General features: G+C 58.8%; 21 protein-coding genes. 6 read left to right on the top strand and 15 right to left on the bottom strand.

Translation table 11 applies throughout. The features are described 5' to 3' along the window. Positions 1-9: 9 nt before the first annotated feature. On the bottom strand, positions 10-540 hold the full coding sequence (locus tag AB3G35_RS06290) for an ankyrin repeat domain-containing protein (protein ID WP_169885585.1): 531 nt from the start codon (positions 538-540) through the stop codon (positions 10-12). A gap of 70 nt (positions 541-610) precedes the next feature. Continuing rightward, positions 611-2,152, bottom strand: a complete 1,542-nt coding sequence (katB, locus tag AB3G35_RS06285; RefSeq protein ID WP_016779364.1) for a catalase KatB — start codon at positions 2,150-2,152, stop codon at positions 611-613. A 266-nt stretch (positions 2,153-2,418) separates the two neighbouring features. Here katB and mscL point away from each other — a divergent pair, with 266 nt between their 5' ends. Further along, complete coding sequence (mscL, locus tag AB3G35_RS06280; protein ID WP_016779363.1) at positions 2,419-2,832, top strand: large-conductance mechanosensitive channel protein MscL; 414 nt, start codon at positions 2,419-2,421, stop codon at positions 2,830-2,832. A gap of 70 nt (positions 2,833-2,902) precedes the next feature. On the opposite strand, the gene AB3G35_RS06275 is transcribed toward mscL, so the two are convergent. Further along, on the bottom strand, positions 2,903-3,679 hold the full coding sequence (locus AB3G35_RS06275; RefSeq protein ID WP_016779362.1) for a ferredoxin--NADP reductase: 777 nt from the start codon (positions 3,677-3,679) through the stop codon (positions 2,903-2,905). Between the two features lie 373 nt (positions 3,680-4,052). Here AB3G35_RS06275 and AB3G35_RS06270 point away from each other — a divergent pair, with 373 nt between their 5' ends. After that, positions 4,053-4,766 (top strand): LuxR family transcriptional regulator, encoded by a 714-nt coding sequence (locus tag AB3G35_RS06270; RefSeq protein ID WP_134049243.1) that lies wholly within the window; start codon positions 4,053-4,055, stop codon positions 4,764-4,766. Here AB3G35_RS06270 and AB3G35_RS06265 read toward each other — a convergent pair. Beyond that, positions 4,752-4,892 (bottom strand): hypothetical protein, encoded by a 141-nt coding sequence (locus tag AB3G35_RS06265; protein ID WP_016779360.1) that lies wholly within the window; start codon positions 4,890-4,892, stop codon positions 4,752-4,754. The genes AB3G35_RS06270 and AB3G35_RS06265 overlap by 15 nt on opposite strands. A 26-nt stretch (positions 4,893-4,918) precedes the next feature. Here AB3G35_RS06265 and AB3G35_RS06260 point away from each other — a divergent pair, with 26 nt between their 5' ends. Further along, complete coding sequence (locus tag AB3G35_RS06260) at positions 4,919-6,043, top strand: methyltransferase (RefSeq protein ID WP_369782388.1); 1,125 nt, start codon at positions 4,919-4,921, stop codon at positions 6,041-6,043. A gap of 461 nt (positions 6,044-6,504) precedes the next feature. On the opposite strand, the gene AB3G35_RS06255 is transcribed toward AB3G35_RS06260, so the two are convergent. From AB3G35_RS06255 to AB3G35_RS06245, 3 genes are read right to left on the bottom strand one after another with little or no spacing between them, the layout of a single operon-like run. Then, the gene (locus AB3G35_RS06255) at positions 6,505-6,672 is read right to left on the bottom strand and encodes a DUF2474 domain-containing protein (RefSeq protein ID WP_016779358.1); all 168 of its coding nucleotides are present in this window, start codon (positions 6,670-6,672) and stop codon (positions 6,505-6,507) included. Between the two features lie 57 nt (positions 6,673-6,729). Continuing rightward, positions 6,730-7,737 (bottom strand): cytochrome d ubiquinol oxidase subunit II, encoded by a 1,008-nt coding sequence (gene cydB / locus AB3G35_RS06250; RefSeq protein ID WP_016779357.1) that lies wholly within the window; start codon positions 7,735-7,737, stop codon positions 6,730-6,732. Between the two features lie 3 nt (positions 7,738-7,740). Further along, positions 7,741-9,180 (bottom strand): cytochrome ubiquinol oxidase subunit I, encoded by a 1,440-nt coding sequence (locus tag AB3G35_RS06245; RefSeq protein WP_095030615.1) that lies wholly within the window; start codon positions 9,178-9,180, stop codon positions 7,741-7,743. A 393-nt stretch (positions 9,181-9,573) separates the two neighbouring features. Between AB3G35_RS06245 and AB3G35_RS06240 the strand changes: the two genes are divergently transcribed. Further along, complete coding sequence (locus AB3G35_RS06240) at positions 9,574-10,815, top strand: MFS transporter (protein WP_086795835.1); 1,242 nt, start codon at positions 9,574-9,576, stop codon at positions 10,813-10,815. A 153-nt stretch (positions 10,816-10,968) separates the two neighbouring features. Here AB3G35_RS06240 and AB3G35_RS06235 read toward each other — a convergent pair whose 3' ends face one another. Further along, positions 10,969-11,406 carry a DUF4879 domain-containing protein gene (locus tag AB3G35_RS06235; RefSeq protein WP_369782387.1) on the bottom strand — a complete coding sequence of 146 codons (438 nt, stop codon included), beginning with the start codon at positions 11,404-11,406 and terminating at the stop codon, positions 10,969-10,971. Between the two features lie 210 nt (positions 11,407-11,616). On the opposite strand from AB3G35_RS06235, the gene AB3G35_RS06230 reads away from it, so the two are divergent. Both AB3G35_RS06230 and trmA read left to right on the top strand, forming a co-directional pair. Further along, positions 11,617-12,912 carry an NCS2 family permease gene (locus AB3G35_RS06230; RefSeq protein ID WP_016779353.1) on the top strand — a complete coding sequence of 432 codons (1,296 nt, stop codon included), beginning with the start codon at positions 11,617-11,619 and terminating at the stop codon, positions 12,910-12,912. Next, a complete protein-coding gene (gene trmA / locus AB3G35_RS06225) occupies positions 12,909-13,997 on the top strand; it encodes a tRNA (uridine(54)-C5)-methyltransferase TrmA (RefSeq protein ID WP_088378920.1) in 1,089 nt (362 codons plus the stop codon). Before AB3G35_RS06230 ends, trmA begins: the two co-directional genes overlap by 4 nt. A gap of 118 nt (positions 13,998-14,115) precedes the next feature. On the opposite strand, the gene AB3G35_RS06220 is transcribed toward trmA, so the two are convergent. From AB3G35_RS06220 to AB3G35_RS06190, 7 genes are all read right to left on the bottom strand, one after another. Continuing rightward, positions 14,116-15,402 carry a TolC family outer membrane protein gene (locus tag AB3G35_RS06220; RefSeq protein WP_106116365.1) on the bottom strand — a complete coding sequence of 429 codons (1,287 nt, stop codon included), beginning with the start codon at positions 15,400-15,402 and terminating at the stop codon, positions 14,116-14,118. A 29-nt stretch (positions 15,403-15,431) separates the two neighbouring features. Continuing rightward, on the bottom strand, positions 15,432-16,760 hold the full coding sequence (locus AB3G35_RS06215; RefSeq protein WP_369782386.1) for an HlyD family type I secretion periplasmic adaptor subunit: 1,329 nt from the start codon (positions 16,758-16,760) through the stop codon (positions 15,432-15,434). Beyond that, positions 16,757-18,502: a type I secretion system permease/ATPase gene (locus AB3G35_RS06210; protein WP_340078981.1), complete on the bottom strand. Its 1,746-nt coding sequence runs from the start codon at positions 18,500-18,502 to the stop codon at positions 16,757-16,759. The genes AB3G35_RS06215 and AB3G35_RS06210 overlap by 4 nt, the downstream gene beginning before the upstream one ends. A gap of 149 nt (positions 18,503-18,651) precedes the next feature. Then, positions 18,652-19,281: a heme acquisition protein HasA gene (locus AB3G35_RS06205; RefSeq protein ID WP_150628301.1), complete on the bottom strand. Its 630-nt coding sequence runs from the start codon at positions 19,279-19,281 to the stop codon at positions 18,652-18,654. A gap of 106 nt (positions 19,282-19,387) precedes the next feature. Further along, on the bottom strand, positions 19,388-22,168 hold the full coding sequence (locus tag AB3G35_RS06200; protein ID WP_369782385.1) for a TonB-dependent hemoglobin/transferrin/lactoferrin family receptor: 2,781 nt from the start codon (positions 22,166-22,168) through the stop codon (positions 19,388-19,390). Between the two features lie 128 nt (positions 22,169-22,296). Beyond that, a complete protein-coding gene (locus tag AB3G35_RS06195) occupies positions 22,297-23,295 on the bottom strand; it encodes a FecR domain-containing protein (protein ID WP_369782384.1) in 999 nt (332 codons plus the stop codon). A 95-nt stretch (positions 23,296-23,390) separates the two neighbouring features. Then, positions 23,391-23,891, bottom strand: a complete 501-nt coding sequence (locus AB3G35_RS06190; RefSeq protein ID WP_095030625.1) for an RNA polymerase sigma factor — start codon at positions 23,889-23,891, stop codon at positions 23,391-23,393. Between the last annotated feature and the right edge of the window lie 40 nt (positions 23,892-23,931).

Here is a 23,931-nt window from a genome sequence, read left to right as displayed (position 1 = left end):
GAGCCTGGATCAGCGCGCTACCGGCATGCGGATTTCACCATTGACCAGCCGGGCGGCACTGTTGCCTGCCGCGTCTTCGGTATTCAGGTCGGCACCTTTACGGGACAAGTCATTGAGCAGCTCAACCCGCTTGAACAGTCCCGCATACATGGCCGCCGTCTGCCCTGCACCATTGCGCTGATCGGGGTTGCAGTCAGTCGCCATCAGGCGATGGGCAATCTTGAGTTCACCCTTGAAAATCGCGCCCATCAGGGCTGTGTTGCCGCGTTTGTCCTGCACACAGGCATTGGCGCCGGCCTTGAGCAAATGCTCCACCGCTTCGGGCTGGCCGTTGTAGGCCGCCAGAATCAGCGCGGTATAGCCTTTGCTGTCTTGAATATCGAGGGTGTAACCGGATTCGATAAAGGTATCGATCATCGCCACATCGCCTCGGCGGGCGGCGTCGAAATAGTAATCCTGAAGCTGGACCCGGACATCGGGACCGTCAGCCAGGCTCAGGCCGCTGACCAACATCAAGGCCAGGGAAATGAAAATACGCATGGTGCTCACCTGAATCAAAAGCCCCTCACCACGCTTCTCCAGCAGGGAGAGGCGTGGCGAGGGTCAGAGGTTAATCCACCAGCTTGGCAGCCAGCGCCTTGACCCGGCCCAGATCGCCTTTGGCCACTTTGGCTACGCCAGTGCCGTATTCGGGATCAGCCTTGTAAAGGAACGACAGGATGATGTGCTTGCTTTCGTCGTCCGTTGTCGCCAACGAGCCGCCGAAGCTTTCAATCAGGTCCTGACGCTCTTTCTTGCTGTATGAGCGGTACAGATCACCGGCCTGCTTGAAGTTTTGCTCACGCTGGATCTTCGCCTGCTGCGTAGTACCCGACAGCGCCATTTCGCTGTAGCGCGCGGCTTGCGGCTCTTCACGCGGCATCAGGCGGCTCGGCTGGTAGTTCACACCCGAGGTGGTGTGGCCCAGATTCATCGCACCATCCTGGTTGCCATTGTTTACCGCGACACGAGGAGCGTTGATCGGCAATTGCATGGCATTGGCGCCCAAACGGTACATCTGGGTATCGGCATAGGAGAACACCCGACCTTGCAGCAAACGATCTTCGGAAGGCTCGATGCCTGGCACCAGGTTGGCCGGGGCCATAGCGACCTGCTCGGTTTCCTGGAAGACATTGGCCGGGTTGCGGTTCAGGACCATTTGCCCGACTTTGCGCTCAGCCACGTTCGGCCAGATCTTGGTGGCATCCAGCGGATCAAAGTCGAAGGTCTTCAGCTCTTCAGGCTTGAGCACCTGCACATACAAATCCCACTTGGGGAAGTCGCCCTTGTTGATATGCGTGACCAGATCGTTGGTCATGTGGCTGTAGTCCTGGCCCTGAACCTGTGTCACTTGTTTCGGGTCAAGGTTGTTCAGCCCCTGCAGGCTCTTCCAGTGGAACTTCACATAGCGCACGTCACCCTTGGCGTTGACCAGTTTATAGGCATGTACGCCGTTACCGTCCATTTCGCGGTAGCTGGCCGGGGTACCTGCGTTGGAGTACAGCTCGGTCAGGGTACGCGTGGCTTCTGGAACGTGGGAGAAGAAGTCGAAGCGGCGCGAGTCGTCATCCAGGTTGGTACGCGGGTCAGGCTTGAAGGCGTGAACCATGTCCGGGAACTTGATTGCATCACGGATAAAGAAGGTGGGGAAATTGTTGCCCACCAGGTCCCAGTTACCGTCTGCGGTGTAGAACTTGGTCGCGAAACCGCGCGGGTCGCGCAGGGTTTCTGGCGAGTGGGCGCTGTGGACAACGGCCGAGAAACGCACAAATACCGGAGTGGTTTCGCCCTTGGCAAATACCTTGGCCTTGGTCAGGTCGCTCAGGTCATTGGTCACGGTAAACGTACCGTGAGCACCGGTGCCGCGAGCATGCACAACACGCTCAGGAATGCGTTCGCGGTCAAAGCGCTGCAGCTTTTGCAGCAGTTGCACGTCTTGCAGCAGCACCGGGCCATTGGCCCCGGCGGTTTGCGAGTTCTGGTTATCACCGACAGCGGCACCGTTGTCACGGGTCAACGTGGCGGCCTGGGCCGTAACCGACAGCAGGCTGGCGCTTAATACACACAGCAGGCGGCGCTGTGAAAGCGCGCCGAAGCCTAGGGGGGTGGTCATGCGAAAGTCCTCTGGTTATTGGTTGCGCTATGGGGCGCTGACCAAAGGCTAGAGGCCTGCGGGGCAAATTCTAAATAGAAAGGTCTCAAGCCGGCCATTGAGAAAAAGGTCTGGTATTGAACCCTTCAATCGCGTAATGAGCGCCAATAGAAAACTTCTGACGGTCAAGCGGGTCGATTGCTAACCCGCAAACAGCTGCGCGGGCAAGATCAGCCATGCTGATTTACACTGCACCCACCAACCTCATCTGTAACAAGGAATAACCTATGGGCGTGATAAGTGAGTTCAAGGCCTTCGCGGTCAAAGGGAACGTGGTCGATATGGCCGTCGGTATTATCATCGGCGCGGCATTCGGCAAAATCGTTTCGTCCTTTGTGGGGGACGTTGTCATGCCACCGCTGGGGTTGTTGATTGGCGGGGTGGACTTCAGTGACCTGGCCATTACCCTGAAAGCCGCAGCTGGCGATGCGCCAGCAGTGGTGGTGGCCTACGGCAAATTCATCCAGAGCGTGATCGACTTTATTATCGTCGCGTTCGCTATCTTTATGGGTGTAAAGGCAATCAACCGCCTCAAGCGCGAAGAAGCGGTCGCCCCAAGCGCACCGCCGCTGCCTTCCAAAGAAGAAGAACTACTGGGCGAAATTCGCGACTTGCTCAAAGTTCAGAATAACCGGCCATAAGTGCTCAATATAAACAACGGCGCCCCTAGGGGCGCCATTGTTTTTTTGATGTCAAACACAATACAAACAACTACCAATAGTTCTCAACTGCAACTTGTCCTGGCCGACGACTCAGACTCAATTGCATGTTGCGCGCCTTGAGCAACTTGCGCGTGTCATCGATCATTTGTGGGTTACCACACAACATGACTCGCGAGTATTCACTGCAGAGCGCAATGCCTGCAGCCTGTTCAAGCTCGCCATTTTCAATCAGCGCAGTAAGGCGCCCGTTCAATGCACCGGGAACCTGTTCCCGGGTAACAATCGGTATATAGACCAATTTGTGCGCATACTCGGCCAGGTATTCACGGCTGCATAACCCGGCGATCAGTTCCTGATAGGCCAGCTCGCAGGCATGGCGGGCGCTGTAAACCAGCACGATACGCTCGAATTTTTCCCACACTTCAAAATCCTGCAGGATCGACAGAAACGGTGCAATACCCGTTCCGGTGGCCAGCAACCACAGGTCACGGCCGTCGACAAAGCGGTCCAGGGTCAGAAAACCGAAGGCCTGACGCTCCACCAGCAAGGTGTCGCCAATTTCCAGGCGATTGAGTTCACTGGTAAATTCCCCGCCTGGCACCACGATCGAAAAAAACTCCAGAAATTCGTCATGGGGTGACGAGACCATTGAATAGGCGCGCCACACCGTGCTGCCATCGGCCTTGGTCACCCCCAGCCTGGCGAACTGCCCGGCGCGAAAGCGAAAGCCCGGATCGCGTGTGGTACGCAGGGTGAACAGGCTGGGCGTCAGCGGCGTGACGTCGAGGATCGTCTGCTGGGTGAATTTTTCTGCACTGGCAGTCATGGGGCACTCCATTGGCGAATACCCCTAGTGTCGCGCAAAGGCGCGCCGAGAAACACCGATGGTTTGTGCTGGCTTTGCGACACCTTGCCGCGTCGCAAACACGGGGGCAAAGGCGGGCCGGGCCAGTGAGACTCCATGCAGGTTCAGGCGCCAGCCCTATTAATCATCCGGCGACTGCTATATACAGGCACTCAAAAACGCATAACTAAACTTGCCCAAAAAGTGCTCCAACCCCACTTATACCCCAATAGATTTTCATGCAGCAAAAGCAACTTATTAAATACTTATCAATATCTGAAACAGCACCTAAAATAAAATTATCACCCTCCCATAACATCACCACCCACTGACTGGCGGGCCGTAGGAGCGCCTTATGACTTCACATCATTTAATCAGCCAAACTCCCCCTGTTGCTTGCAGAAGCGAAGCGGAACTTTGTTCAGATACACTCAAACGGATAGAAGAGTACGGCTTTGACTTTTTTTTCTTTCGAATGATCCCTCGACTTGGAAACATCACAACGAATAGCAAAGTAATAACAAACTATCCAAATGATTATGTAGAGCGGTATGAAAAAGGTGCTTTCACCCATAAGAACCCACTTGTAAACCACTGCCAACTGTCGATCGCGCCCATCCTCTGGAGCAGCGAGATCTTTCGCGAAGCCCCAGATCAATGGAAAGCCACGCAAACCTTCGGGCTAACGTATGGATGGTCGCAGTCGGTGCACGACCCCAATGGTGTGGTGAGCATGCTGAGCCTTGCCAGAAGCAGCCATCCGGTGACCGAAGGCGAATTTTCCGAGAAAGCCGCAAAAGTATTGTGGCTCTGCAACCAGTTACACAGTGCCATGCTCGAACGCTGCCACCTGCATCACCGGCTGGAGATTCATATCATCCGCCTATCGTGCCGCGAGCTGGAGGTATTGAAGTGGACTGCCGACGGTAAAATCGCCTCCGATATCGGCATGATCCTGGGCCTGAGCCCCCGGACCGTGAACTTCCATATCAGCAGCGCCATGAAAAAACTGGGTGCCAACAACAAAACCTCCGCAGTGGTCATGGCAGCCAAGTTAGGCCTGTTGTAAACCTGCGCTGCCCAGCGGCAATAAACGCATCAGGTAATCTGCGGTAAAAAAAAGTAAAATCACGGCCACCTGTAAAACCCACGGACTCTTCTGCTTGCCCGGCGCCCTCAGGGCCAGGCCACGCAACAGTTGATTCCTCAGAGTTTGTATAAATGCCCGTGCTAGAAAGCCCTTTCGCCCAACTTCGTCTGATCCGCCAACCCGAGCAGCAAAATGAGCCCTTGCAGGCCTTTGATGCGGCGGATGAGTATTTGCTTAATCACTTGGCCGAACAGGCGCTGCCCGCAAATAGCCGGGTGCTGGTACTCAATGACAGTTTTGGGGCCTTGGCGGTCAGCCTGGTCGGGACCCTGCAGGTCACCAGCAGCAGTGACTCTTTCCTGGCCATGCAAGCACTGGAAAAAAACCTGGTGCGCAATGGCCATGCTTACGATGCGGTCTCGATCATCCCGGCCAGCGAGCCGCTTATCGGGCCTTTCGACTGTGTGCTGGTGCGCGTACCTAAAACCCTGGCGTTGCTTGAAGAGCAACTGATCCGCCTGCAAGGCCAACTGGCCCCGGGCGCCCAAGTGATCGCGGGGGCGATGGTCAAACACCTGCCTCGCGCCGCTGGCGACCTGCTGGAACGCTATATCGGTCCGATGCACGCTTCGCTGGCGGTCAAAAAGGCCCGCCTGCTGATCGCCACTGCGCAGGGCCTGGGGCCCTTTACCTCGCCGTACCCTACCCGCTACAAGCTGGACAGGCCGGCCATCGAGCTGCTCAACCACGCCAACGTGTTCTGCCGCGAAGACCTGGATATCGGCACCCGGGCGTTCCTGCCGCACCTGCCGAAAAACCTGGGCTCGGCCCGGGTGGCCGACCTGGGCTGTGGCAACGGGGTGCTGGCCATTGCCAGTGCCCTGGCCAACCCGCAGGCACAGTACACGCTGGTCGATGAGTCATTTATGGCCGTGCAGTCTGCGCGTGAAAACTGGCAGGCGGCGCTGGGTGATCGCCAAGTGACTGTGCGGGCTGATGACGGGCTGGCAAGCCAGGCGCCGGACTCACTGGACGTGGTGTTGTGCAACCCGCCGTTTCACCAGCAACAAGTGGTGGGGGACTTTCTGGCCTGGCGCATGTTCCAGCAAGCGCGTGAAGCGCTGGTCGTGGGCGGCGCACTGTATATCGTCGGTAACCGCCATCTGGGCTATCACAGCAAGCTGGCCAAGTTGTTTCGGGGCGTTGAGCAAGTTGCCGCCACGCCCAAGTTCGTGATCCTCAAGGCGCGCAAGTAAGACAGACCCACAGGTTTGCGATGCCCGTCCATGTGGGAGCGGGCTTGCCCGCGATAGCATCACCTCAACCTGCCTGACTCACCGCAGCGCCTGCATCGCAGGCAAGCCAGCTCCCACAGGTTTTGCGATGCCCATCCATGTGGGAGCGGGCTTGCTCGCGATAGCATCACCTCAACCTGCCTGACTCACCGCAGCGCCTGCATCGCAGGCAAGCCAGCTCCCACAGGTTTTGCGATGCCCATCCATGTGGGAGCGGGCTTGCCCGCGATAGCATCACCTCAACCTGCCTGACTCACCGCAGCGCCTGCATCGCAGGCAAGCCAGCTCCCACAGGTTTTGCGATGCCCATCCATGTGGGAGCGGGCTTGCTCGCGAAAGCCTCACACCTACAAAATCCAGCCGAAAAAAAACCCGCCGAAGCGGGTCATAAAACCGTAGCTGCAAGGCAACGGGATGGGAAGTCAGTGGCTTTTCATGCCTGCCGCCGTCATAAACATGCGGATCAGCCAGGCAAATACTGCCAGGGTGGCCACACTGCCGGTCCAGATCACCAGCAGCCAGCCTATGCGTTGCCATAAAGGCTTTTTTTCGCACTCTTGCACGTCGTGTAGATAATCCTTGCCAGCCATGTCGGGCCTCCTCTTGGGGAAAAGGCTGTGGCCCTCGGGCCACAGCGGCACTTGCTACTAGTGATAACCGTCTTCGTGGGTGACCTTGCCGCGGAACACGTAGTAGCTCCAGAAGGTGTAACCCAGAATGAACGGGATGATAAACAGCGTACCCACCAGCATGAAGCCCTGGCTTTGCGGCGGTGCTGCCGCATCCCAGATCGAGATCGAAGGCGGGATGATGTTCGGCCACAAGCTGATGCCCAGGCCGCTGTAACCCAGGAAGATCAGCACCAGGGTCAACAGGAACGGTGTGTAGTGAGCCTTGCGCGCGATTGCCTTGATCAAACCGTACATGGTTACCAGCACCAGGATCGGTACCGGCAGGAACCAGAACAGGTTCGGCAGGGTAAACCAGCGAGCTGCAATGTCAGTGTGCGCCAGCGGCGTCCACAGGCTGACGACACCCATCAGTGCCAGCACGGCCAGTGCCAACGGACGACCCAGCTTGTGCATGCGCTCTTGCAGCTCGCCTTCGGTCTTCATGATCAGCCAGGTGCAGCCGAGCAAGGCGTAAGCCACGATCAGGGCAATACCGCAGAACACCGTGAACGGTGACAGCCAGTCCAGCCCGCCACCGGCGTACTGGCGATTGACGACCGGCAGGCCATCAATAAAGGCCCCCAGCGCCACGCCCTGGAAGAACGTAGCCACCAGCGAACCGCCAATAAAGGACTTGTCCCAGATATGGCGTTTTTCCGGGCGCGCCTTGAAGCGGAACTCAAAGGCCACGCCGCGGAAGATCAGGCCCATCAGCATCAGGATCAGCGGCAGGTACAACGCCGACAACACTACCGAATAGGCCAGCGGGAAGGCGCCAAACAGCGCTGCACCGCCCAGTACCAGCCAGGTTTCGTTGCCGTCCCAGACAGGGGCGACCGTGTTCATCATCACATCGCGGTCTTTCTCGCCCTTGATAAAGGGGAAGAGGATGCCGATCCCGAGGTCGAAACCGTCCATGACCACATACATCATGATCCCGAAGATGATGATGATTGCCCAGATAAGTGGCAGATCAATACCCATGACTCAATTCCCCTTAGTCAGGCTGTCGCTGTGGCCTTCATCTGTACCCTCATGGGCCGCAGACAGAGGACGGGCAGGCGTGCGTTGCTGGCCTGGGCCACCGTGGGTGTCGTCATCGCCTTCGTGAGTGATCGGGCCTTTGCGTACCAGACGCATCATGTAGCCCAGACCCACACCGAACAGCGAGAAATACACCAGTACGAACATGACCAGCGTGATGCTCATTTGCGTGACGCTATGGTTGGACGAAGCATCAGCAGTGCGCATCAGCCCGTAGACCACCCACGGTTGACGACCAATCTCGGTGGTGAACCAGCCCGCGAGGATCGCGATCAGGCCCGATGGCCCCATCCACAGCACCAGGCGCAGGAACCAGCGGTTCTCGTACAGGGTGCCGCGCTTGCGCAGCCACACACTCCACAGGCCGATAAAGATCATCAGCATGCCCAGCGCAACCATGATGCGGAAGGTAAAGAACACGATGGTCGAGTTCGGGCGATCCGCTGCCGGGTAGTCCTTCATCGCCGGGATTTGCTTGTCCAGGCTATGGGTCAGGATCAGGCTGCCCAGGTACGGCACCTCGATCTTGTAGTCCGTGGTCTCGGTTTTCATGTTGGGAATGCCGAACAGGATCAGCGGCGTTGGCTCACCCGGTTTGTTTTCCCAGTGGCCTTCGATCGCGGCGATTTTCACCGGCTGGTACTCAAGGGTATTCAACCCGTGGGCATCACCGATAAAGGCCTGCACCGGCGCAACCACCAGGGCCATCCACATCGCCATCGAAAACATGCGACGAATGGCCGGCGTGTTGCGACCGCGCAACAGGTGCCAGGCGGCCGAAGCACCGACGAAGAACGCCGTGGCGACAAAGGCAGCCGTGGCCATATGGGCCAGGCGGTAGGGGAACGACGGGTTGAAAATCACCGCCAGCCAGTCCACCGGAATAACCCGGCCATCAATGATTTCGAAGCCTTGCGGGGTCTGCATCCAGCTGTTGGAGGCCAGGATCCAGAAGGTCGAAACCAGCGTGCCGAGGGCCACCATCGCGGTCGAGAAAAAGTGCATCCCGCGACCGACGCGGTTCCAGCCAAACAGCATGACCCCCAGAAAGCCTGCTTCGAGGAAGAATGCGGTGAGTACTTCATAGGTCAGTAGTGGCCCGGTGACTGCACCGGCGAAGTCCGAGAACCTCGACCAGTTGGTCCCGAACTGATAGGCCATGACCAGGCCCGACACTACGCCCATGCCAAAGTTGACGGCGAATATCTTCGACCAAAAGTGGTACAGATCGCGGTAGGTGTCGTCACGGGTTTTCAGCCACATGCCTTCGAGCACCATCAGATAACTGGCGAGACCGATGGTAATGGCGGGAAAAAGAATGTGGAACGACACGGTAAACGCGAACTGAATTCGGGCGAGATCGAGAGCCTCCAAACCGAACATAAGTCTTCCTCTATCAGGTATCAGGTCGTTGGGGACACAGGCATCGCGCCTGTATCCAACTACCCTCGCAAGCCGTGGCCGCAGCGAATCGGTGCCCGCTTTTTATCCACAACCGTAAGGGATCTGGCCGGCTGGCCACCCAGATAAAACCCGAAGGGCTTTGATCTGGATCAAGCATGGATGAAAGAGTAGTCCATTCCTGACACACGGCTAATGTGGTTTGTTGTCGCGTGACATGATGCCTCAGCCCTTGATATAGACCGTTGCAAGAAGTGCAGGGAATCGACGCAAGCCCGCAATGCGGACCTCGGCTGATGTGATGTTTTGAGTCATTTCTTGTTACAAAACAGTGATAATCTCGACCTCCCCTGCCCTCGACCACGATCTTCCTACATGACCAGCCAGCCTCTTCTGCTTCGCCATCATCGGCCATTTGTGGCCTTCTGGTTTGCCCGTATCTTTACCGCCAGTGCGTTTCAAATGCTCACCGTGGCCATTGGCTGGAACCTCTACCAGCTCACCGGCAATGTGATGGACCTGGGTTGGGTGGGCTTGATCGAGTTCGCCCCGCGCCTGCTGTTTATGCTGCACACCGGGCATGTGGCCGACCGTTACGACCGGCGCCGGGTGGCGGCCGTGTGCCAGTCGCTACAGGCAATGATTGCCCTGACACTGGCCATCAGCAGTGCCAGCGACCATATCACCCGGGAAATGATCTTTATCCTCGCGTTTTTGCTGGGCGCTGCCCGCTCCTTCGAAATGCCCGCCACCCAGGCGCTGCTGCCTTCGATTGTGCCGGTGGAACTGTTCCCGCGGGCCGTGGCGGCGGCACAGGCGGCGCAGCAATCGGCCACCATCGTTGCCCCGGCGTTTGGCGGCCTGCTGTATGCGTTTGGCAGCGTGTGGGTGTATGGCCCGAGCGTGGCGCTGTACCTGATTGCCGCACTGTTGATGAGCACCCTGCCCGCCCGTCAGTTGCCGCTGAACAAGGCCAAGGCCACGCTGGACTCGCTGCTGGCGGGCATCCGCTTTATCCGCAGCCGCCCGGACGTGCTGGGGGCCATCTCCCTGGACCTGTTTGCCGTGCTGCTGGGCGGCGCCACGGCGCTGCTGCCGGTGTTTGCCAAGGACATTCTGCTGACCGGCCCCTGGGGCCTGGGCATGTTGCGCTCGGCACCGGCAGTCGGCGCCCTGCTGATGTCACTGTGGCTGGCCAGATTCCCGGTGGAGCGCAAGGTGGGGCGCGTGATGTTTACCGCCGTGGGCGTATTCGGGGTCGCAACCATCGCGTTTGGCCTGTCGACCTCGTTCTGGTTCTCGTTGGCGGTGCTGGTGGTATTGGGCGCGGCAGACATGATCAGCATGGTGATCCGCGCCTCGTTTGTGCAACTGGAGACCCCGGACGAGATGCGTGGCCGGGTAAGCGCGGTCAATGGCCTGTTTATCGGCGCCTCCAACCAGCTGGGGGAGTTTGAATCCGGGGCCACCGCCCACTGGCTGGGCACCGTGCCGGCCGTAGTGCTGGGCGGTGTCGGCACGCTGGTTGTTACCGGCCTGTGGATAAAACTGTTCCCGGGGCTGGCCAATCGGGACCGGATGGTGGAAGAAAAATCTGACTTGCCCCCTGCTGCGTAGCAGCTGACGAGCAGCGCGAGGCTGCGTCCGGCTGCGAAGCAGTCGTAAAGCCATTCAACTCGGTGATTCAGATCTACCGCGACGACCGGGTTTACGACGACTGCGTCGTCGAACGCAGCCTTCGGCAGCTGCTACGGGAGTAAGCCACTGCTCCTACCTTATATATAGCTTCACACTCAGCCGGTTGTGCGGTGGTACCAGTGAGCTGTTACTGAACTGGAACCAGCCGCCGCCCTTGTTACCCAGGTCAAAGGTATACACATGCCCCACCGTGGTGCCTGCCCCGTTGCAGGCCACCAGCCCCTCGCCCTGATTGCACACCGGTGCCCGCACGCCGTCCACTTCCTGGCCGTCGAGGGTCACATTGGGCTGGCCGCCGTAGCCGCGCTCCAGCACATACACCTTGATATGCGGGCCGTTATGATCGCAGCGGGTCTGCTCGCGGCCATCCGATACATCCTCTACAGCGCACGAAACAGACGCTACCTTGAGAATTTCCAGGGTACTCAAGGGCATTGCCGGCGCGGCGCTGACGGCAGCACTCAGGAAAAGGCCAAAACAGACTGATACATGTTTGATGAAGTGCTTCATGGGTCCCTCCAAAAACTGGCACGCAGTATGCCTGCCACATCAAGGTTATAAAACATGGCCCCGCAGGGTAACCAAAGCAGCCATATCCACGAGCTGCTGGTATGATGCGCGGCTTTTTCCAACAGACAGAAAATCTTCAGGCGGTCCGCGCCTGTGCTTTGCTGTTGAAAACGATTTAATCACGGCGCATTTGGCGCCACGGGGACTGGCATGCTGGAAAGGCTGTTTCAACTCAAAGCACACAACACCAATGTGCGTACCGAGATTCTTGCGGGTATCACCACCTTCCTGGCGATGGCCTACATCCTGTTCGTGAACCCGAGCATCCTCGGCGAGACCGGCATGGACAAGGGCGCCGTATTTGTTGCCACCTGCCTGGCAGCCGCCATCGGCTCGGCGGTGATGGGCATCATTGCCAACTACCCGATTGCACTGGCACCGGGCATGGGCCTGAACGCCTTCTTCACCTACACCGTGGTCTTGCACATGGGCCATACCTGGCAAGTAGCGCTGGGTGCGGTGTTTATCTCGGCGGTGTTGTTCTTCCTGTTGTCGATCTTTCGCATCCGCGAATGGATCATCAACAGCATCCCGCTGCCGCTGCGCTCGGCCATTGCCGCCGGTATCGGCCTGTTTTTGGCACTGATCGCCCTGGGCAACGCCGGCATCGTGGTTGCCAACAAGGCCACCCTGGTAGGCATGGGCGACCTGGCTCAACCAAAAGTGATCCTGGCTTCCCTGGGCTTTGCCCTGATCGTGGCCCTTGAAGCGATGAAAGTGCGCGGCGCGGTGCTGATCGGCATCCTGGCCGTGACCATTGCCTCCATCGCCATGGGCGTGACCGATTTCGGTGGCGTGATGTCGATGCCGCCTTCGCTGGCTCCGACTTTCCTGCAACTGGACATCAAGGGTGCCTTGGATATCGGCCTGATCAGCGTGATCTTCGCCTTCCTGTTCGTTGACCTGTTCGACAACTCCGGCACCCTGATCGGCGTTGCCAAGCGCGCCGGCCTGATGGGCAAGGACGGCCACATGCCGAAAATGGGCCGTGCCCTGATCGCAGACAGCACTGCGGCCATGGCCGGTTCGCTACTGGGCACGTCGACCACCACCAGCTACATCGAGTCGGCAGCGGGCGTGAGCGCCGGCGGTCGTACCGGCCTGACCGCCATCGTGGTCGGCATCATGTTCCTGCTGGCGCTGTTCTTCTCGCCATTGGCCGCCAGTGTTCCCGCCTTCGCCACCGCACCTGCGCTGATGTTCGTGGCCGTGCTGATGATGAGCGGCCTGGCCGAAATCGACTGGGAAGACATCACCGTGGCCGCCCCGGTGGTGATCACCGCCCTGGCCATGCCGTTCACCTACTCCATTGCCAGCGGCATCGCCTTCGGCTTTATTTCCTGGACCGTGATCAAGCTGCTGTCGGGCCGCGCCCGTGAACTGAATGCGCCGCTGATCATTCTGTCGATTCTGTTTGTGGTCAAGCTAGGTTGGTTTCCTGCATGAGTGCCTTGCCGTTTGATTCTGCTACCTACGCCGTAGAGCTTGAAGCCAAGGCCAATCGCCTGCGCGAACTGCTGGCGCCTTTCGATGCACCTGAGCCGCAGGTGTTTGATTCGCCGCTGAAGCACTTTCGCCTGCGGGCCGAGTTCCGCCTGTGGCGTGAAGGGGGCGACCGTCATTACGCGATGTTCGCCCAGGACGACAAGCGTACGCCGATCCTGATCGAAGACTTCCCGATCGCCAGCCTGCGCATCAACCAACTGATGCCCCAGCTCAAGGCCGCCTGGCAAGCCAGCTCGGCCCTGAGCCACAAGCTGTTCCAGGTGGAGTTCCAGACCACCCTGGCCGGCGATGCGATGGTCACTTTGTGCTATCACCGCCCGCTGGACGAGCACTGGCAAACCGCCGCCGAGCAATTGGCCAAAGACCTCGACATCAGCGTGATTGGCCGCTCCAAGGGCAAGCGCAGCGTGATTGGTCGCGACCATGTGGTCGAGAAGCTCGAAGTGGCGGGTCGCACTTTCACCTATCAACAACCTGAAGGCGCGTTCACCCAGCCAAACGGTACGGTCAATCAGAAGATGCTCAACTGGGCGTATGACGCCCTGGGTGAGAAGTCGGACGATTTGCTGGAGCTGTATTGCGGCAACGGCAACTTCACCCTGCCGCTGGCCACCCGCGTGCGTAAAGTGCTGGCCACTGAAATCAGCAAGACGTCGGTGTATGCGGCGCTGAACAACCTGCGCGACAACGCTGTGGATAACGTCACGCTGGTGCGCTTGTCGGCCGAAGAACTGACCGAAGCCCTGAATGAAGTGCGTCCGTTCCGTCGCTTGCAGGGCATCGACCTTAAAAGCTACGACTTCGGCAGCGTCTTCGTCGACCCGCCGCGTGCGGGCATGGACCCGGACACCTGCGAGCTGACCCGTCGTTTCGACAATATCCTGTATATCTCGTGCAACCCGGCGACATTGGCCGAGAACATCGCCCAACTGCACGATACACACCGGATTGAGCGCTGCGCAGTATTTGACCAATTCCCGTGGACGCACCACATGGAATCGGGCGTGTTGCTGGTTCGCCGGTAAACACAGGTTCTGATACACCGTGTCGACCTAATCGCGGGCAAGCCCGCTCCCACAGGATCAGCGCAATACCTGTGGGAGCGGGCTTGCCCGCGATGGCCACGCCGCAATAGGGCCATGTTTAATGGGCCCGAAAATACCCCGCCACCTGCCGCAAGTCCCCCTCGTTCAACACCCCCGCGTAATACCTGAGCTGTACCCGTGCCAATAAATAAGCATAGCGTGCTTCAGCCAGATCCCGCTTGGCACTGAACAATTGCTGCTCGGCATCCAGCACATCCAGATTGACCCGCTCGCCGCCACTCACACTTTTCTGCGTCGCCTGCACCAGGGCACCGGCAGATTCCACCGCCATTTCATAGGCCCGCACCTTGGCCGCGGCACTGCTATTGAGGTTGTACTGCTTGCGCAGGTCCACCAGCGTGCTGGCTGTTTGCGCGTCCAGTTCATACTGGGCCTGGGACAATTGCCGCGCGGCCTGGCGGGTCGATGCCGACACCGATCCCCCCGCAAACAACGGCACGGTGAGCTGAATACCGACACTGTTGGTATCGTACTTCTGGTTATAGGTACTCTCGGAATCAGAACTGGTCTGACGGCTGCTGGCATACAAGCTGAGTTTGGGTAAGTGCCCGGCCCGCTTGCGCTCCACTTCGTACTCGGCCGAAGTCAGCGCATGATGCTGCGAGGCCAGCTCCGGGTTATTGGCCAGGGCCAGCTCGCGCCAGCTTTCAAAGCGCTGCGGCTCCAGCGGCGCAATCGCAAAGTGTGCCGCCAGCGGGGCCAGTTGCCCGATCTGCAACGGCTCGCCAAGCATCGCCTCCAGCTCTCGCAGGGCAGCGTCCTGGTTGTCCTGCGCCTCGATTTCTTCGGCCACCGCCATGCTCAGCCGTGCCTGGGTTTCCAGCACATCGGTGCGGGTGCCCTCGCCGCCCTTGAGCAATCGCTGGTTAAGCTGCAAACGCTCGGCAAAGGCACGCTTTTGCGCACGGCTCAGTTCAATGCGCTCTTGCGCCAGCAAGGCCTGGCTATAGGCATTGAGCAGCCGTACTGCCAAGTACTGGCTTTTGCTGCGAAAACGCTCATCAGAAAACAACGCCTGCGCCGCGCCCTGCCGGAATCGTGCGTAGGCTTCGTAGTCCAGCAGCGGTTGCTGCAAGGTCAATGTCGCCGCGTAACTGCGGTAATCGCGATCGGTCCGGGTGCTGGCCTGGGTAACTTCAGACTCGTTGCGTGAGTTGTTGTAGTTCCACGACAGGGTCGGCAGCAAGGCGGAGCGACCAAGGGCGCGGTTCTCCTCGCCGGCGGCACGCTCTTCGATGGCCGCCTGAAAGGTCGGGTCATTGCGCACAGCCAAGTCGTAGGCGTCCAGCAACCCCAATGCCTGCACCGGCCCCGCGCACACCATCAATAATCCACATACAAACTGGCGCACGGTCATTCTTCCACCAATGCCATGTGGGTGCGGTCGAGCAGCGGCTTGAACAGGTAATTGAGCATCGAGCGCTCGCCCGTGCGCACAAAGGCCTCAACCGGCATGCCCGGGCGAATCTGCAACCCGGCCAACTGGGCCATGCCCGCATCGCTGACCTGGGCACGCAGCGTGTAATACGGTTCGTCCGTGCGCTCGTCCACTTGGCGATCTGCCGATACCAGCGTCACTTCGCCCGCCACCCGCGGCGTGGTGCTCTGGCTAAAGGCGGAGAACATCAGCTCCACCGGCAACCCGGCGTGCACCTTGTCGGCCAGCTCGACTGGCACCCGGGCCTCGACCAGCAGGGGCTCGCCCTGGGGCACGATTTCCATCAGCGCCTGACCGGGCTTGATCACCCCGCCTTCGGTAAATACGTCCAGGCCCACCACAATCCCGGCCACCGGCGCGCGCAACTGGCTGTTAGCCAGTTCAAACTCGGCCGACGCCAGCCGGTTACGCAGATCTTCGGTGCGCACCCGGGTATCGGCCAACTGCGTACGCACTTCCTTTTGATATTCCTCGGCCAATTGCCGAATTTTCAAACGCATCTCCAGCACTTGTCGCTGCAACTGGCCGATACGGCCGTAGTCTTCACTGATGGAACCCAGCACCTGGGCGTACACCCGCTCGCTGTCCAGCAGGCGGTTGCGCGGGATATAGCCTTCGCGGGCCAGCTCACGCAAACCTTGCAACTGCTCGGTCAGGGCCGTGCGTTGCAGCACCTTGCTGGCCTGGGAGTCACGCACCCCACGCAACTGCGCCTCGGCGCCCGCGATGCTTTCATCAATGCCTTGCTGATCCAGCAATAACGCCTGACGCCGGCTATCGAACAATTGCCGTTGCAATGCCAGGTTGGACGCCACCTCCGGCTCGGCGGCCAATGCCGTCAACTCAACGGGAAAACTCACACTGGCCACACCGTCGCGCTCGGCATTAAGCCGTGCCTCACTGGCCAACGAGCCGTAAAACTGACTGCGCAAGGATTGGGCCTGGCCCAGCAGCGGGGTTTCCTTCAAGCGAATCAGCACCTGGCCTGCGGCCACCTTGTCACCGTCGCGCACGTCGATGCGCTCAACAATCCCGCCACTGGGGTGCTGCACCACTTTGCGATGGCCAGAAACCATCACCTTGCCCGACACCGCAACACCCTTATCCAGCGGCGCCAATGCGGCCCAGCCGAGAAACCCGAGAAACCCGCCGAGCATCAATAACCAGCCCAGGCGCGAATAGCGGGTGTCATCCAGTTGCAGCACATTGCTGTCGCCAACGGCCTTGGCATTTAACTGCGTCATGCCTTGTTCGCCTCTGCCGTACCGAGCCGGTAGCTCACGTTCATCGCCGTTTTGGGCGCCGCAGGTTTGGCCGCGACGGGCGCGCCGAGCACCTTGGCCGTCGGGCCAAAGGCTTGTAGCTGGCCTTCACGCAGAATCAGCAGTTGATCGGTGAGGGTCAGCACATTGGGTTTGTGGGTGATCAAAATCAGGGTTCGCTTGTGCTGTTTGAGCTGGGCAATGGCCTGCAACAAGGCCTGCTCCCCGGCTTCATCGAGGTTGGAATTGGGTTCGTCGAGCACGATCACCGCAGGCAGACCGTACAGCGCGCGGGCCAGGCCGATGCGCTGCTTCTGCCCGCCGGACAACCCGGCACCACCCTCGCCCAGGCGTGTTTCATAACCTTCGGGCAATTGCAGAATCAACTGATGCACCCCCGCCAATTGCGCGGCGGCCAGCACCTTGTCGGCATCCACCTCGGCAAAGCGTGCGATATTTTGCGCGATGGTGCCGGCAAACAGCTGAATGTCCTGGGGCAAGTAACCCAAGTGTGGGCCAAGCTGGTGTTTGTCCCACTGCGACAGCTCGGCACCGTCCAGCCGCACCTTGCCTGCCAGCGGCTGCCACACGCCGATCAACAGCCGGGCCAGGGTTGACTTGCCACAACCGGACGGCCCGATCACGCCCAACACCTGCCCGGCCGGCAGGGTAAAACTCAGGTTGGCCAGGGTGGCGCGACGGGTGCCGGGCGCACTGGCGCTCAATTGCTCCACCGCCAGCTCGCCCCGTGGCGCGGGCAAAGCCATGCGTTGCGCCCGGGCCGGATAGCTGTGCAGCAAGGCTTCAAGGCGCTGATAGGCCAGCCGCGCTGAACTCCACTGTTTCCACACACCAATCAACTGATCGATTGGGCTCAACACGCGGCCCATCAAAATGGAGCCAGCAATCATCATCCCGGCCGTGATCTCCCCCTGCACCGCCAGCAAGGCACCGAGGCCGAGTACCAAGGATTGCAGGGCCAGGCGCACGCCCTTGGACCAGGCACTGACGGTGGCGGTTTTTTCGCTGGCCAGATTCTGCTGCGCCAAAAAGGCCGTGTGCTGCGCCAGCCAACGCCCGCGCAAGGTATCGAGCATGCCCATGGCCTCAATGGCCTCGGCATTGCGCAAATGGGCGCTGGCCTGCTGGGTGGCCTGCACCGACAACTCGCTGGCGGCCTTGAGCGGCGCTTGGGAAACGTGTTGATTGACCCACGCCAGAAGTATCAACAGCACTGCGCCGCCCAAGGCCAACAGCCCCAGCCAGGGGCTGAACATAAAGATCACAAACAGATACACCGGAAACCACGGCGCATCGAAAAACGCGAACAACGCATTGCCCGTCGCGAACTGGCGCAGGCTGGTGAGGTCATTCAACGCCTGCGCTGCGGCCGGGCTGCCGGTGCGCAATTGCGCCTCGAAAGCAGCGTCGTAGACGCGCTGATTCAAGCGCATGTCCATCTGCGTGCCGAGGCGGATCACCACCTGGCTACGCACCCATTCCAACGCGCCCATCAGGCCAAACAGGCCGAGGATCATCAGCGTCAGCATCAACAGGGTCATTTGATTGCCCGAGGCCAGCACCCGGTCGTACACCTGCAACATGTACAACGCCGGGGCCAGCATCAGTAAATTGATCACGGCCGAGAACAGGCCGATATTGAAAAAAGCACGTTTGTAGGCCGTCAAGGCAGCCAGCATCTCGTTGGCTTTGGGCCGGGTCATGGAAAGGTTCCGAGGAAATGGGCCGAAAACCCTGTGGGAGCTGGCTTGCCTGCGATGCATAGGTCGCGGTCTGACTGCCAGACCGTGCCGATGCCATCGCGGGCAAGCCCGGCTCCCACAGGATTGGAGTTCACTGGGGTGAGCGGGAGTTACGCCGCCAGTGCCCAGTCCTGAGCCACATCCAGCACGCCCACCAGGCTGATATCAGCCGCCAGCGGTGCATCGGCGTGAGCCAGGCCAGCCGCAGCCAGCTGGTCGAAGGTCGAATCGGTGCTCAGGCCAAACCCGCTCAGCAGGTTGTTGAGCACGCCTTCCAGACCCGATACGTCACCTTTCATCAGGCCGTAGATCACGTCCTGAACAGCGTTGCCCGCACGGCCGGCATCGCTGGCGGCAGACAGGTCGAGGCCGTTGAAGGAGACGGTGTAGTCGCCCAGGCCAAACGCGCTGCCCGAACCGCCAGTCAGCACTTCACCCAGACTCACGCTGTCCAGTTCACCCCACAGGTAGTGGTTCATGTTGTCGCCAGCAGAGACTTTAGGGTCATACACATAATGCAGGCCATTGTTGGTATCGCTTCCTGCGATAAAGGCGTAGTCCGATTTATTGGCACCATGCGTCGCATACTGCTCACCATCTTGAGCGCTAACACCACTGTTGAAACCACCGGTATTACTTAGACCGTGACCCGCAGTTTTAAAACCTTGAGCCCAGTCGCTGAGTACGTCACCAATCGAATCAGAACCAATAAACGAGCTGTAGTTAATCGAAATAGTCATGACTTGAGTTTCTTCCTTAGATAGTTTCAGTGAAGTGGCGCACAGCGATGCACGCCTTTGCTCACAACGAGCAATCTTTTATATAACGAAGCAAACAGTCCGTTATTTAGAATTTATATTCGAGCATGCCGCTCAATGTCCGACCGCGCGCCATGCTCAAGTTGCTGGCATCTCCCATGGCCACAAAGTAGGCTTCGTCGGTAGCGTTCTCTAACGACAAGGTAATATTCAACGTGTTCGTCGGCCAGTAACTTGCATACAGGTCGTACACGCTGTATTTAGGCCAGAGTGCTTGCTCTATACCGTTGTAACTCCACTCATTCAGGCTCGCGTCATTACCAGGGCTGTAGCGCAAGCGTATCCCAGTGTCCAGGCGCCGCTCAAGAAAACGAGCTCCGACCGTTAGAGACCCTCGATCTGCGGGTATATGCGCCGCATTACCCATGATAGCCCCGCAAGTGATTGCGTTGTTTCTGTCAGGGTCATCGAGCCATTCAGAGACTCGAGTATTGGTGTAGCCAATCGTGCCATTAGGCCGGGTATAGGGCACTTTGATTATCTTAATAACCTCACCCCTTTTTTTGGCCCCACCCATATAGAATTCATTTGAGCAAAAGTCATTACTGCCAATCATATGCGTATAACTCAGATTGGTATACAACCGCCCCATGTCGTAGTTCAACTGATATTCGACACCTCGAAAACGGGTCTCAGCCAGGTTATTCACATATGCCGAACGACCCGGCGTGGAAATTTCGTCCGAACCTGGTAGAGAGACGCCATAATTTAAAAACGAGAAGTTCTTGATGTTGTTATCAAAGTAAGCAACTTTCACCCCGAGCCGATCATTATTAAAGAACAGGGATTCTTTAAAGATATTTAACCCGAACTCCCATTCCTGGTTTTCCTCAGCTTTCAGGTATGGATTGGGGTAAACCCGCTCCGGCGCATTCCCCCCATGGGGCCGCCCGGTCATAAACACCTCAGTCACCGCCGGCGGGCGCCAGCCCTGACCCCACCGCCCATAAAACTGCAACCAGTCAACTCCGGGTTTTACCCCTATACCAAACGTCGGAGAAAACTTGCCTTCTTCACGATCGGAATCATAGAAATAAACATTTCTTACAGAACTCCCCGATGTCATCACCTCGCCACCATTCTCCCCTGGAGTGACTGGCGCTTGCCATAAGCTCATGCCTGTCTTGCCTTCCAGACGATAGCGGTCATAACGCAACCCGGCATCCAGCGTCAGCCAATAGCTGTACTGGTAGTGCAGGTTATTGAACAGGCTGGCCATGGTACGTTTACCTTCCGGGTCAGCACCCTCAACCCAGGGCAGATCGGTCTCATTCTCTGCAGGCACCAGATTGTTCTTGGACTTAAAGATGTCCTGATAACTCTCCAGGCCATAGTTCCAGCTCAGTTGCCCGTAGTTGTTGAAGTCAAACCGGGACGTGTTTTCTACCTGAAAGCCCCATGTACTGGTGCGAAACTCATCTTCGTAACCATCAAATGCATTACCACTATCAGCCGACGCTTTGTGGGGGGCATTACGTCGATCAAGCTGCGTATTGACGTAATAAAGTTTACTTTTGAAGTCGATCAGCTCGTTATCCGGGTTGTAGCTGTAGTCCAGCGCCAGGTTGCCGGTATTGATATTGCTTTTACCGGTACGAACATAGTCATAACCATCCTTCGTCGCATTGAGGTTGGTCCATGCGTCAGCGCTATCGCTGTCGGTTTCCAGGTAAGTGAACTGCGCTCGCTGGTCGTTGGGCAGGTTCAGCCCGAACTTGACCATCTGCGAACGGGTCACACTGCCGGTATCGCCTACTTCACTGGACAGCCAGTCTTTCCAGGCTTCGCGATATTTGTTCTTGCTGAGAATATTTACGCCCAGGTTATCGGCGTTTTGCCGACCGGTACGGTAGTCACCAAAATGGCGTTCGCTATAAGCGACCAGGACATCGCCAAGATCATTGCCAAATGCGAAGACGCCACCGCCATTGAAATAGGTGCCGTTACCCAGTTTACCGATACCGCTGCCGGCCCGGATGCGCCCGCCGTACTCTTTGCCATCTTCCAGGAACTCACTGGCTTGCAGGGTATTAAAGCTGGCAATGCCCCCCAATACGCCCGCACCGCCCATGCCGGACTGGGCGCCTTTGTCGATTTCAACGCTGGAGACCATCTCCGGATCGATCAGCATTACGCCATTGCGTTGCTGGTGGCCGTTGACGTTGAAGTTCTGGCGCATGCCGTCAACGTTCATGTTGACCCGGCCATAGTCCTGAATCCCGCGGATGTTGACCGACAGGCCCTGGTCACGCTGGTTGACGGCGGTGTACACGCCCGCGGTTTCTTCAAGCATGTCAGCGGCGTGACGGGGGGCGCGCTTGTTGATTTGCTCGCGGGTAATGACAGCGACGGAGGATGGCGTCTGGTACACCCAATCCGCCGTATTACCCTCACTGGCCGTCACCGAGGTAGTGCCCAGGGCCAGGGCGCCGTTGTGTTCGCCGCTGACGCGGGTCAGGGTGATCTGGCGTTCGCCGGTAAAGCGATACTCCACCGGGTTGTTGCCCAGCAAGCGCGCCAGGCCTTCCTGTACGCCAAGGTCGCCATTCAGCGCTACGGAGCTCAGGCCGCGCAACATCTGGCTGTCAAACAGCACTTGCAGGCCGGCTTGCTCGGCAAATATCAGTACGGCCTTGTCCAGCGGCTGGGCCGGGATGTGGAAGGCAATAAATTCTTGCTGAACGGCGCTGCTGATCTTATTTGCGGCCTGCACCGGCATTTGCGTCGCCAACAGGGCGACAATCCCGACATGAACTGCAAAGGCTAACCGGCTTGCGGACTGCACCCCTTTGCGCTGAATACCCATCATTTTTATTTTCCCCAGGCTTACGAGCTGCTTTGCGAATGAATCTCAATAGCAAGACGTAAGATGGAGGAAAAGTCAGTAAAGGTTTTTGCGATTAATTTTCAAAAAGTGCTGGAGAGCTTTGTGGTGGCTCAATACAGCAGGCTTACGCCCGCCAGTTCGACGCGCTGCACCTGCAACTCCTGGGTGAGGGTGTGCAGGGCGCTGTCGAGCATTTCGAGGCGGAATACGCCGCTGACCTGTCGACTGGCCAGGGCCGGATTGGCCAAGATGATCTGGCCGGGGCGATAGCGGTTGAGCTGTTCGATCACATGGCCCAGTGGCTGGCGGTCAAACACCAGCACGCCACGGCGCCAGCTGGTGGCCGCGCTCAAATCAAAACCGGGCAGTTTTTCTACACCCTGCGCCGCGCTGTAGCGGGCGCTCTGCCCCTCTTCCAGGGTTTGCTGCGCCGCGCCTTGAGCCGGTGGCGCCTGCAGGCTGACCTCGACACTGTGTTGCAGCACGCCGACCCAGGCCTGATCGCGGCTTTCGCGGCCCACTACAAATTGCGTGCCCAGCGCCCGGGTGCGACCGCCCGCGCTTTGCACCACAAATGGTCGTGTTTCAGCTTCGCCCATCGGGGCGACATCAAACACCGCCGAACCTGCCAGCAGGCTGATGCGCCGCTCGCCGCTGTCGTAGTCGATGCTGATGGCACTGGAGGCATCCAGCTGCACCGAACTGCCGTCATCGAGCTGAACCGTGCGGATTTCTCCCGCACCTGTGCGGTAGTCGGCCTGCATCTGTATCAGCAACGTCGGGCCGCTAAACCAGCCGACAGCCAGCACCAACGACAGCACTGCTGCACGCCCGGCCCAGCGCAACGGCCGTCGACGGCGGGTAACCGGCGCGGGCCGGGCTTCTGCTGGTCGCTGGCGATGGGCTACAGGCCGCGGCTCAAGTGCCAAATACCCCAGCGCGGCCCAGGTCTGCTCGGCAAAGCGCAAGGCCTCTGGATGGCGCTTATCGGCCGCCAGCCACTGCTCCAGTTGCGCCTGCGCCTCCTCGCTCAATGCACCCGCGTGCAGACGCACCGCCCACTCGGCGGCCGCTTCAGTAATGCTCTGCTGTTCGGGGCCTTGGCTCATCAGGTGTGAATCTCTATTTCTCGTTATATATAAGCAGTGACGTCTCGCCGGCTAAAACTCAGTAAGCCGTTCATCTACATAGTTGAAAGTTTTTTCTAGGGCTCTTGTAGGCGCTGCATGACGTAAGCCAAGGCTTTCGACAGATGCTTCTGCACTGAGCTGTCGGAAATTTCAAGATGGCGGGCAACCTGGGCGTGGGTCATGCCCTCGATGCGGTTGAGACGGAAGATTTCCTGGGTGCGTTCGGGCAATTCGGACAATGCCTGCTTTAGAGCCCTGCGCTGTTGTTCAGCCATCGCCTGGGCCTCCAGCCCTGCCATTTCGTCTTCGATTTCAGCCAGGGCTTCGTGGGTGACCGAGTCGGTCTTGCGCCGGGTTTCCTGACGGATATGATCGACCAGCAAGTTGCCGGCAATGCGGTACAGATAACCGGGGGAGTTGTCGATTTGCTCCTTGCGGCCACGCTCGGCCATGCGCAGAAAACTTTCCTGCACCAGGTCCGCGGCCAGCTGTGGGTCTCGCACCTTGCGCGCCAGATACCCGCGCAGGGTACTGGCATGCTTGAGGAACAAGCCCTTGAGATCCGTATCCAACAAACCGACTCCCTGAGCATGAAGGAAAGGGGCCGCTATCTTA

This window comes from Pseudomonas sp. WC2401, assembly GCF_041200115.1.
Classification (GTDB): Bacteria; Pseudomonadota; Gammaproteobacteria; order Pseudomonadales; family Pseudomonadaceae; genus Aquipseudomonas; species Aquipseudomonas fragi.
This window is presented reverse-complemented; position numbering and strand designations above follow the sequence as displayed.

What these genes read in the sequence shown, in the direction of transcription:
- AB3G35_RS06245 (WP_095030615.1), bottom strand. Translation starts at nt 9,180, where the DNA reads ATGTTCGGTTTGGAGGCTCTCGATCTCGCCCGAATTCAGTTCGCGTTT.
- AB3G35_RS06215 (WP_369782386.1), bottom strand. Translation starts at nt 16,760, where the DNA reads ATGACGCAGTTAAATGCCAAGGCCGTTGGCGACAGCAATGTGCTGCAA.
- mscL (WP_016779363.1), top strand. Translation starts at nt 2,419, where the DNA reads ATGGGCGTGATAAGTGAGTTCAAGGCCTTCGCGGTCAAAGGGAACGTG.
- AB3G35_RS06275 (WP_016779362.1), bottom strand. Translation starts at nt 3,679, where the DNA reads ATGACTGCCAGTGCAGAAAAATTCACCCAGCAGACGATCCTCGACGTC.
- katB (WP_016779364.1), bottom strand. Translation starts at nt 2,152, where the DNA reads ATGACCACCCCCCTAGGCTTCGGCGCGCTTTCACAGCGCCGCCTGCTG.
- AB3G35_RS06230 (WP_016779353.1), top strand. Translation starts at nt 11,617, where the DNA reads ATGCTGGAAAGGCTGTTTCAACTCAAAGCACACAACACCAATGTGCGT.
- cydB (WP_016779357.1), bottom strand. Translation starts at nt 7,737, where the DNA reads ATGGGTATTGATCTGCCACTTATCTGGGCAATCATCATCATCTTCGGG.
- AB3G35_RS06205 (WP_150628301.1), bottom strand. Translation starts at nt 19,281, where the DNA reads ATGACTATTTCGATTAACTACAGCTCGTTTATTGGTTCTGATTCGATT.
- AB3G35_RS06220 (WP_106116365.1), bottom strand. Translation starts at nt 15,402, where the DNA reads ATGGTGTGCGCGGGGCCGGTGCAGGCATTGGGGTTGCTGGACGCCTAC.
- AB3G35_RS06240 (WP_086795835.1), top strand. Translation starts at nt 9,574, where the DNA reads ATGACCAGCCAGCCTCTTCTGCTTCGCCATCATCGGCCATTTGTGGCC.
- AB3G35_RS06195 (WP_369782384.1), bottom strand. Translation starts at nt 23,295, where the DNA reads ATGAGCCAAGGCCCCGAACAGCAGAGCATTACTGAAGCGGCCGCCGAG.
- AB3G35_RS06260 (WP_369782388.1), top strand. Translation starts at nt 4,919, where the DNA reads ATGCCCGTGCTAGAAAGCCCTTTCGCCCAACTTCGTCTGATCCGCCAA.
- AB3G35_RS06255 (WP_016779358.1), bottom strand. Translation starts at nt 6,672, where the DNA reads ATGGCTGGCAAGGATTATCTACACGACGTGCAAGAGTGCGAAAAAAAG.
- trmA (WP_088378920.1), top strand. Translation starts at nt 12,909, where the DNA reads ATGAGTGCCTTGCCGTTTGATTCTGCTACCTACGCCGTAGAGCTTGAA.
- AB3G35_RS06235 (WP_369782387.1), bottom strand. Translation starts at nt 11,406, where the DNA reads ATGAAGCACTTCATCAAACATGTATCAGTCTGTTTTGGCCTTTTCCTG.
- AB3G35_RS06270 (WP_134049243.1), top strand. Translation starts at nt 4,053, where the DNA reads ATGACTTCACATCATTTAATCAGCCAAACTCCCCCTGTTGCTTGCAGA.
- AB3G35_RS06210 (WP_340078981.1), bottom strand. Translation starts at nt 18,502, where the DNA reads ATGACCCGGCCCAAAGCCAACGAGATGCTGGCTGCCTTGACGGCCTAC.
- AB3G35_RS06200 (WP_369782385.1), bottom strand. Translation starts at nt 22,168, where the DNA reads ATGATGGGTATTCAGCGCAAAGGGGTGCAGTCCGCAAGCCGGTTAGCC.
- AB3G35_RS06290 (WP_169885585.1), bottom strand. Translation starts at nt 540, where the DNA reads ATGCGTATTTTCATTTCCCTGGCCTTGATGTTGGTCAGCGGCCTGAGC.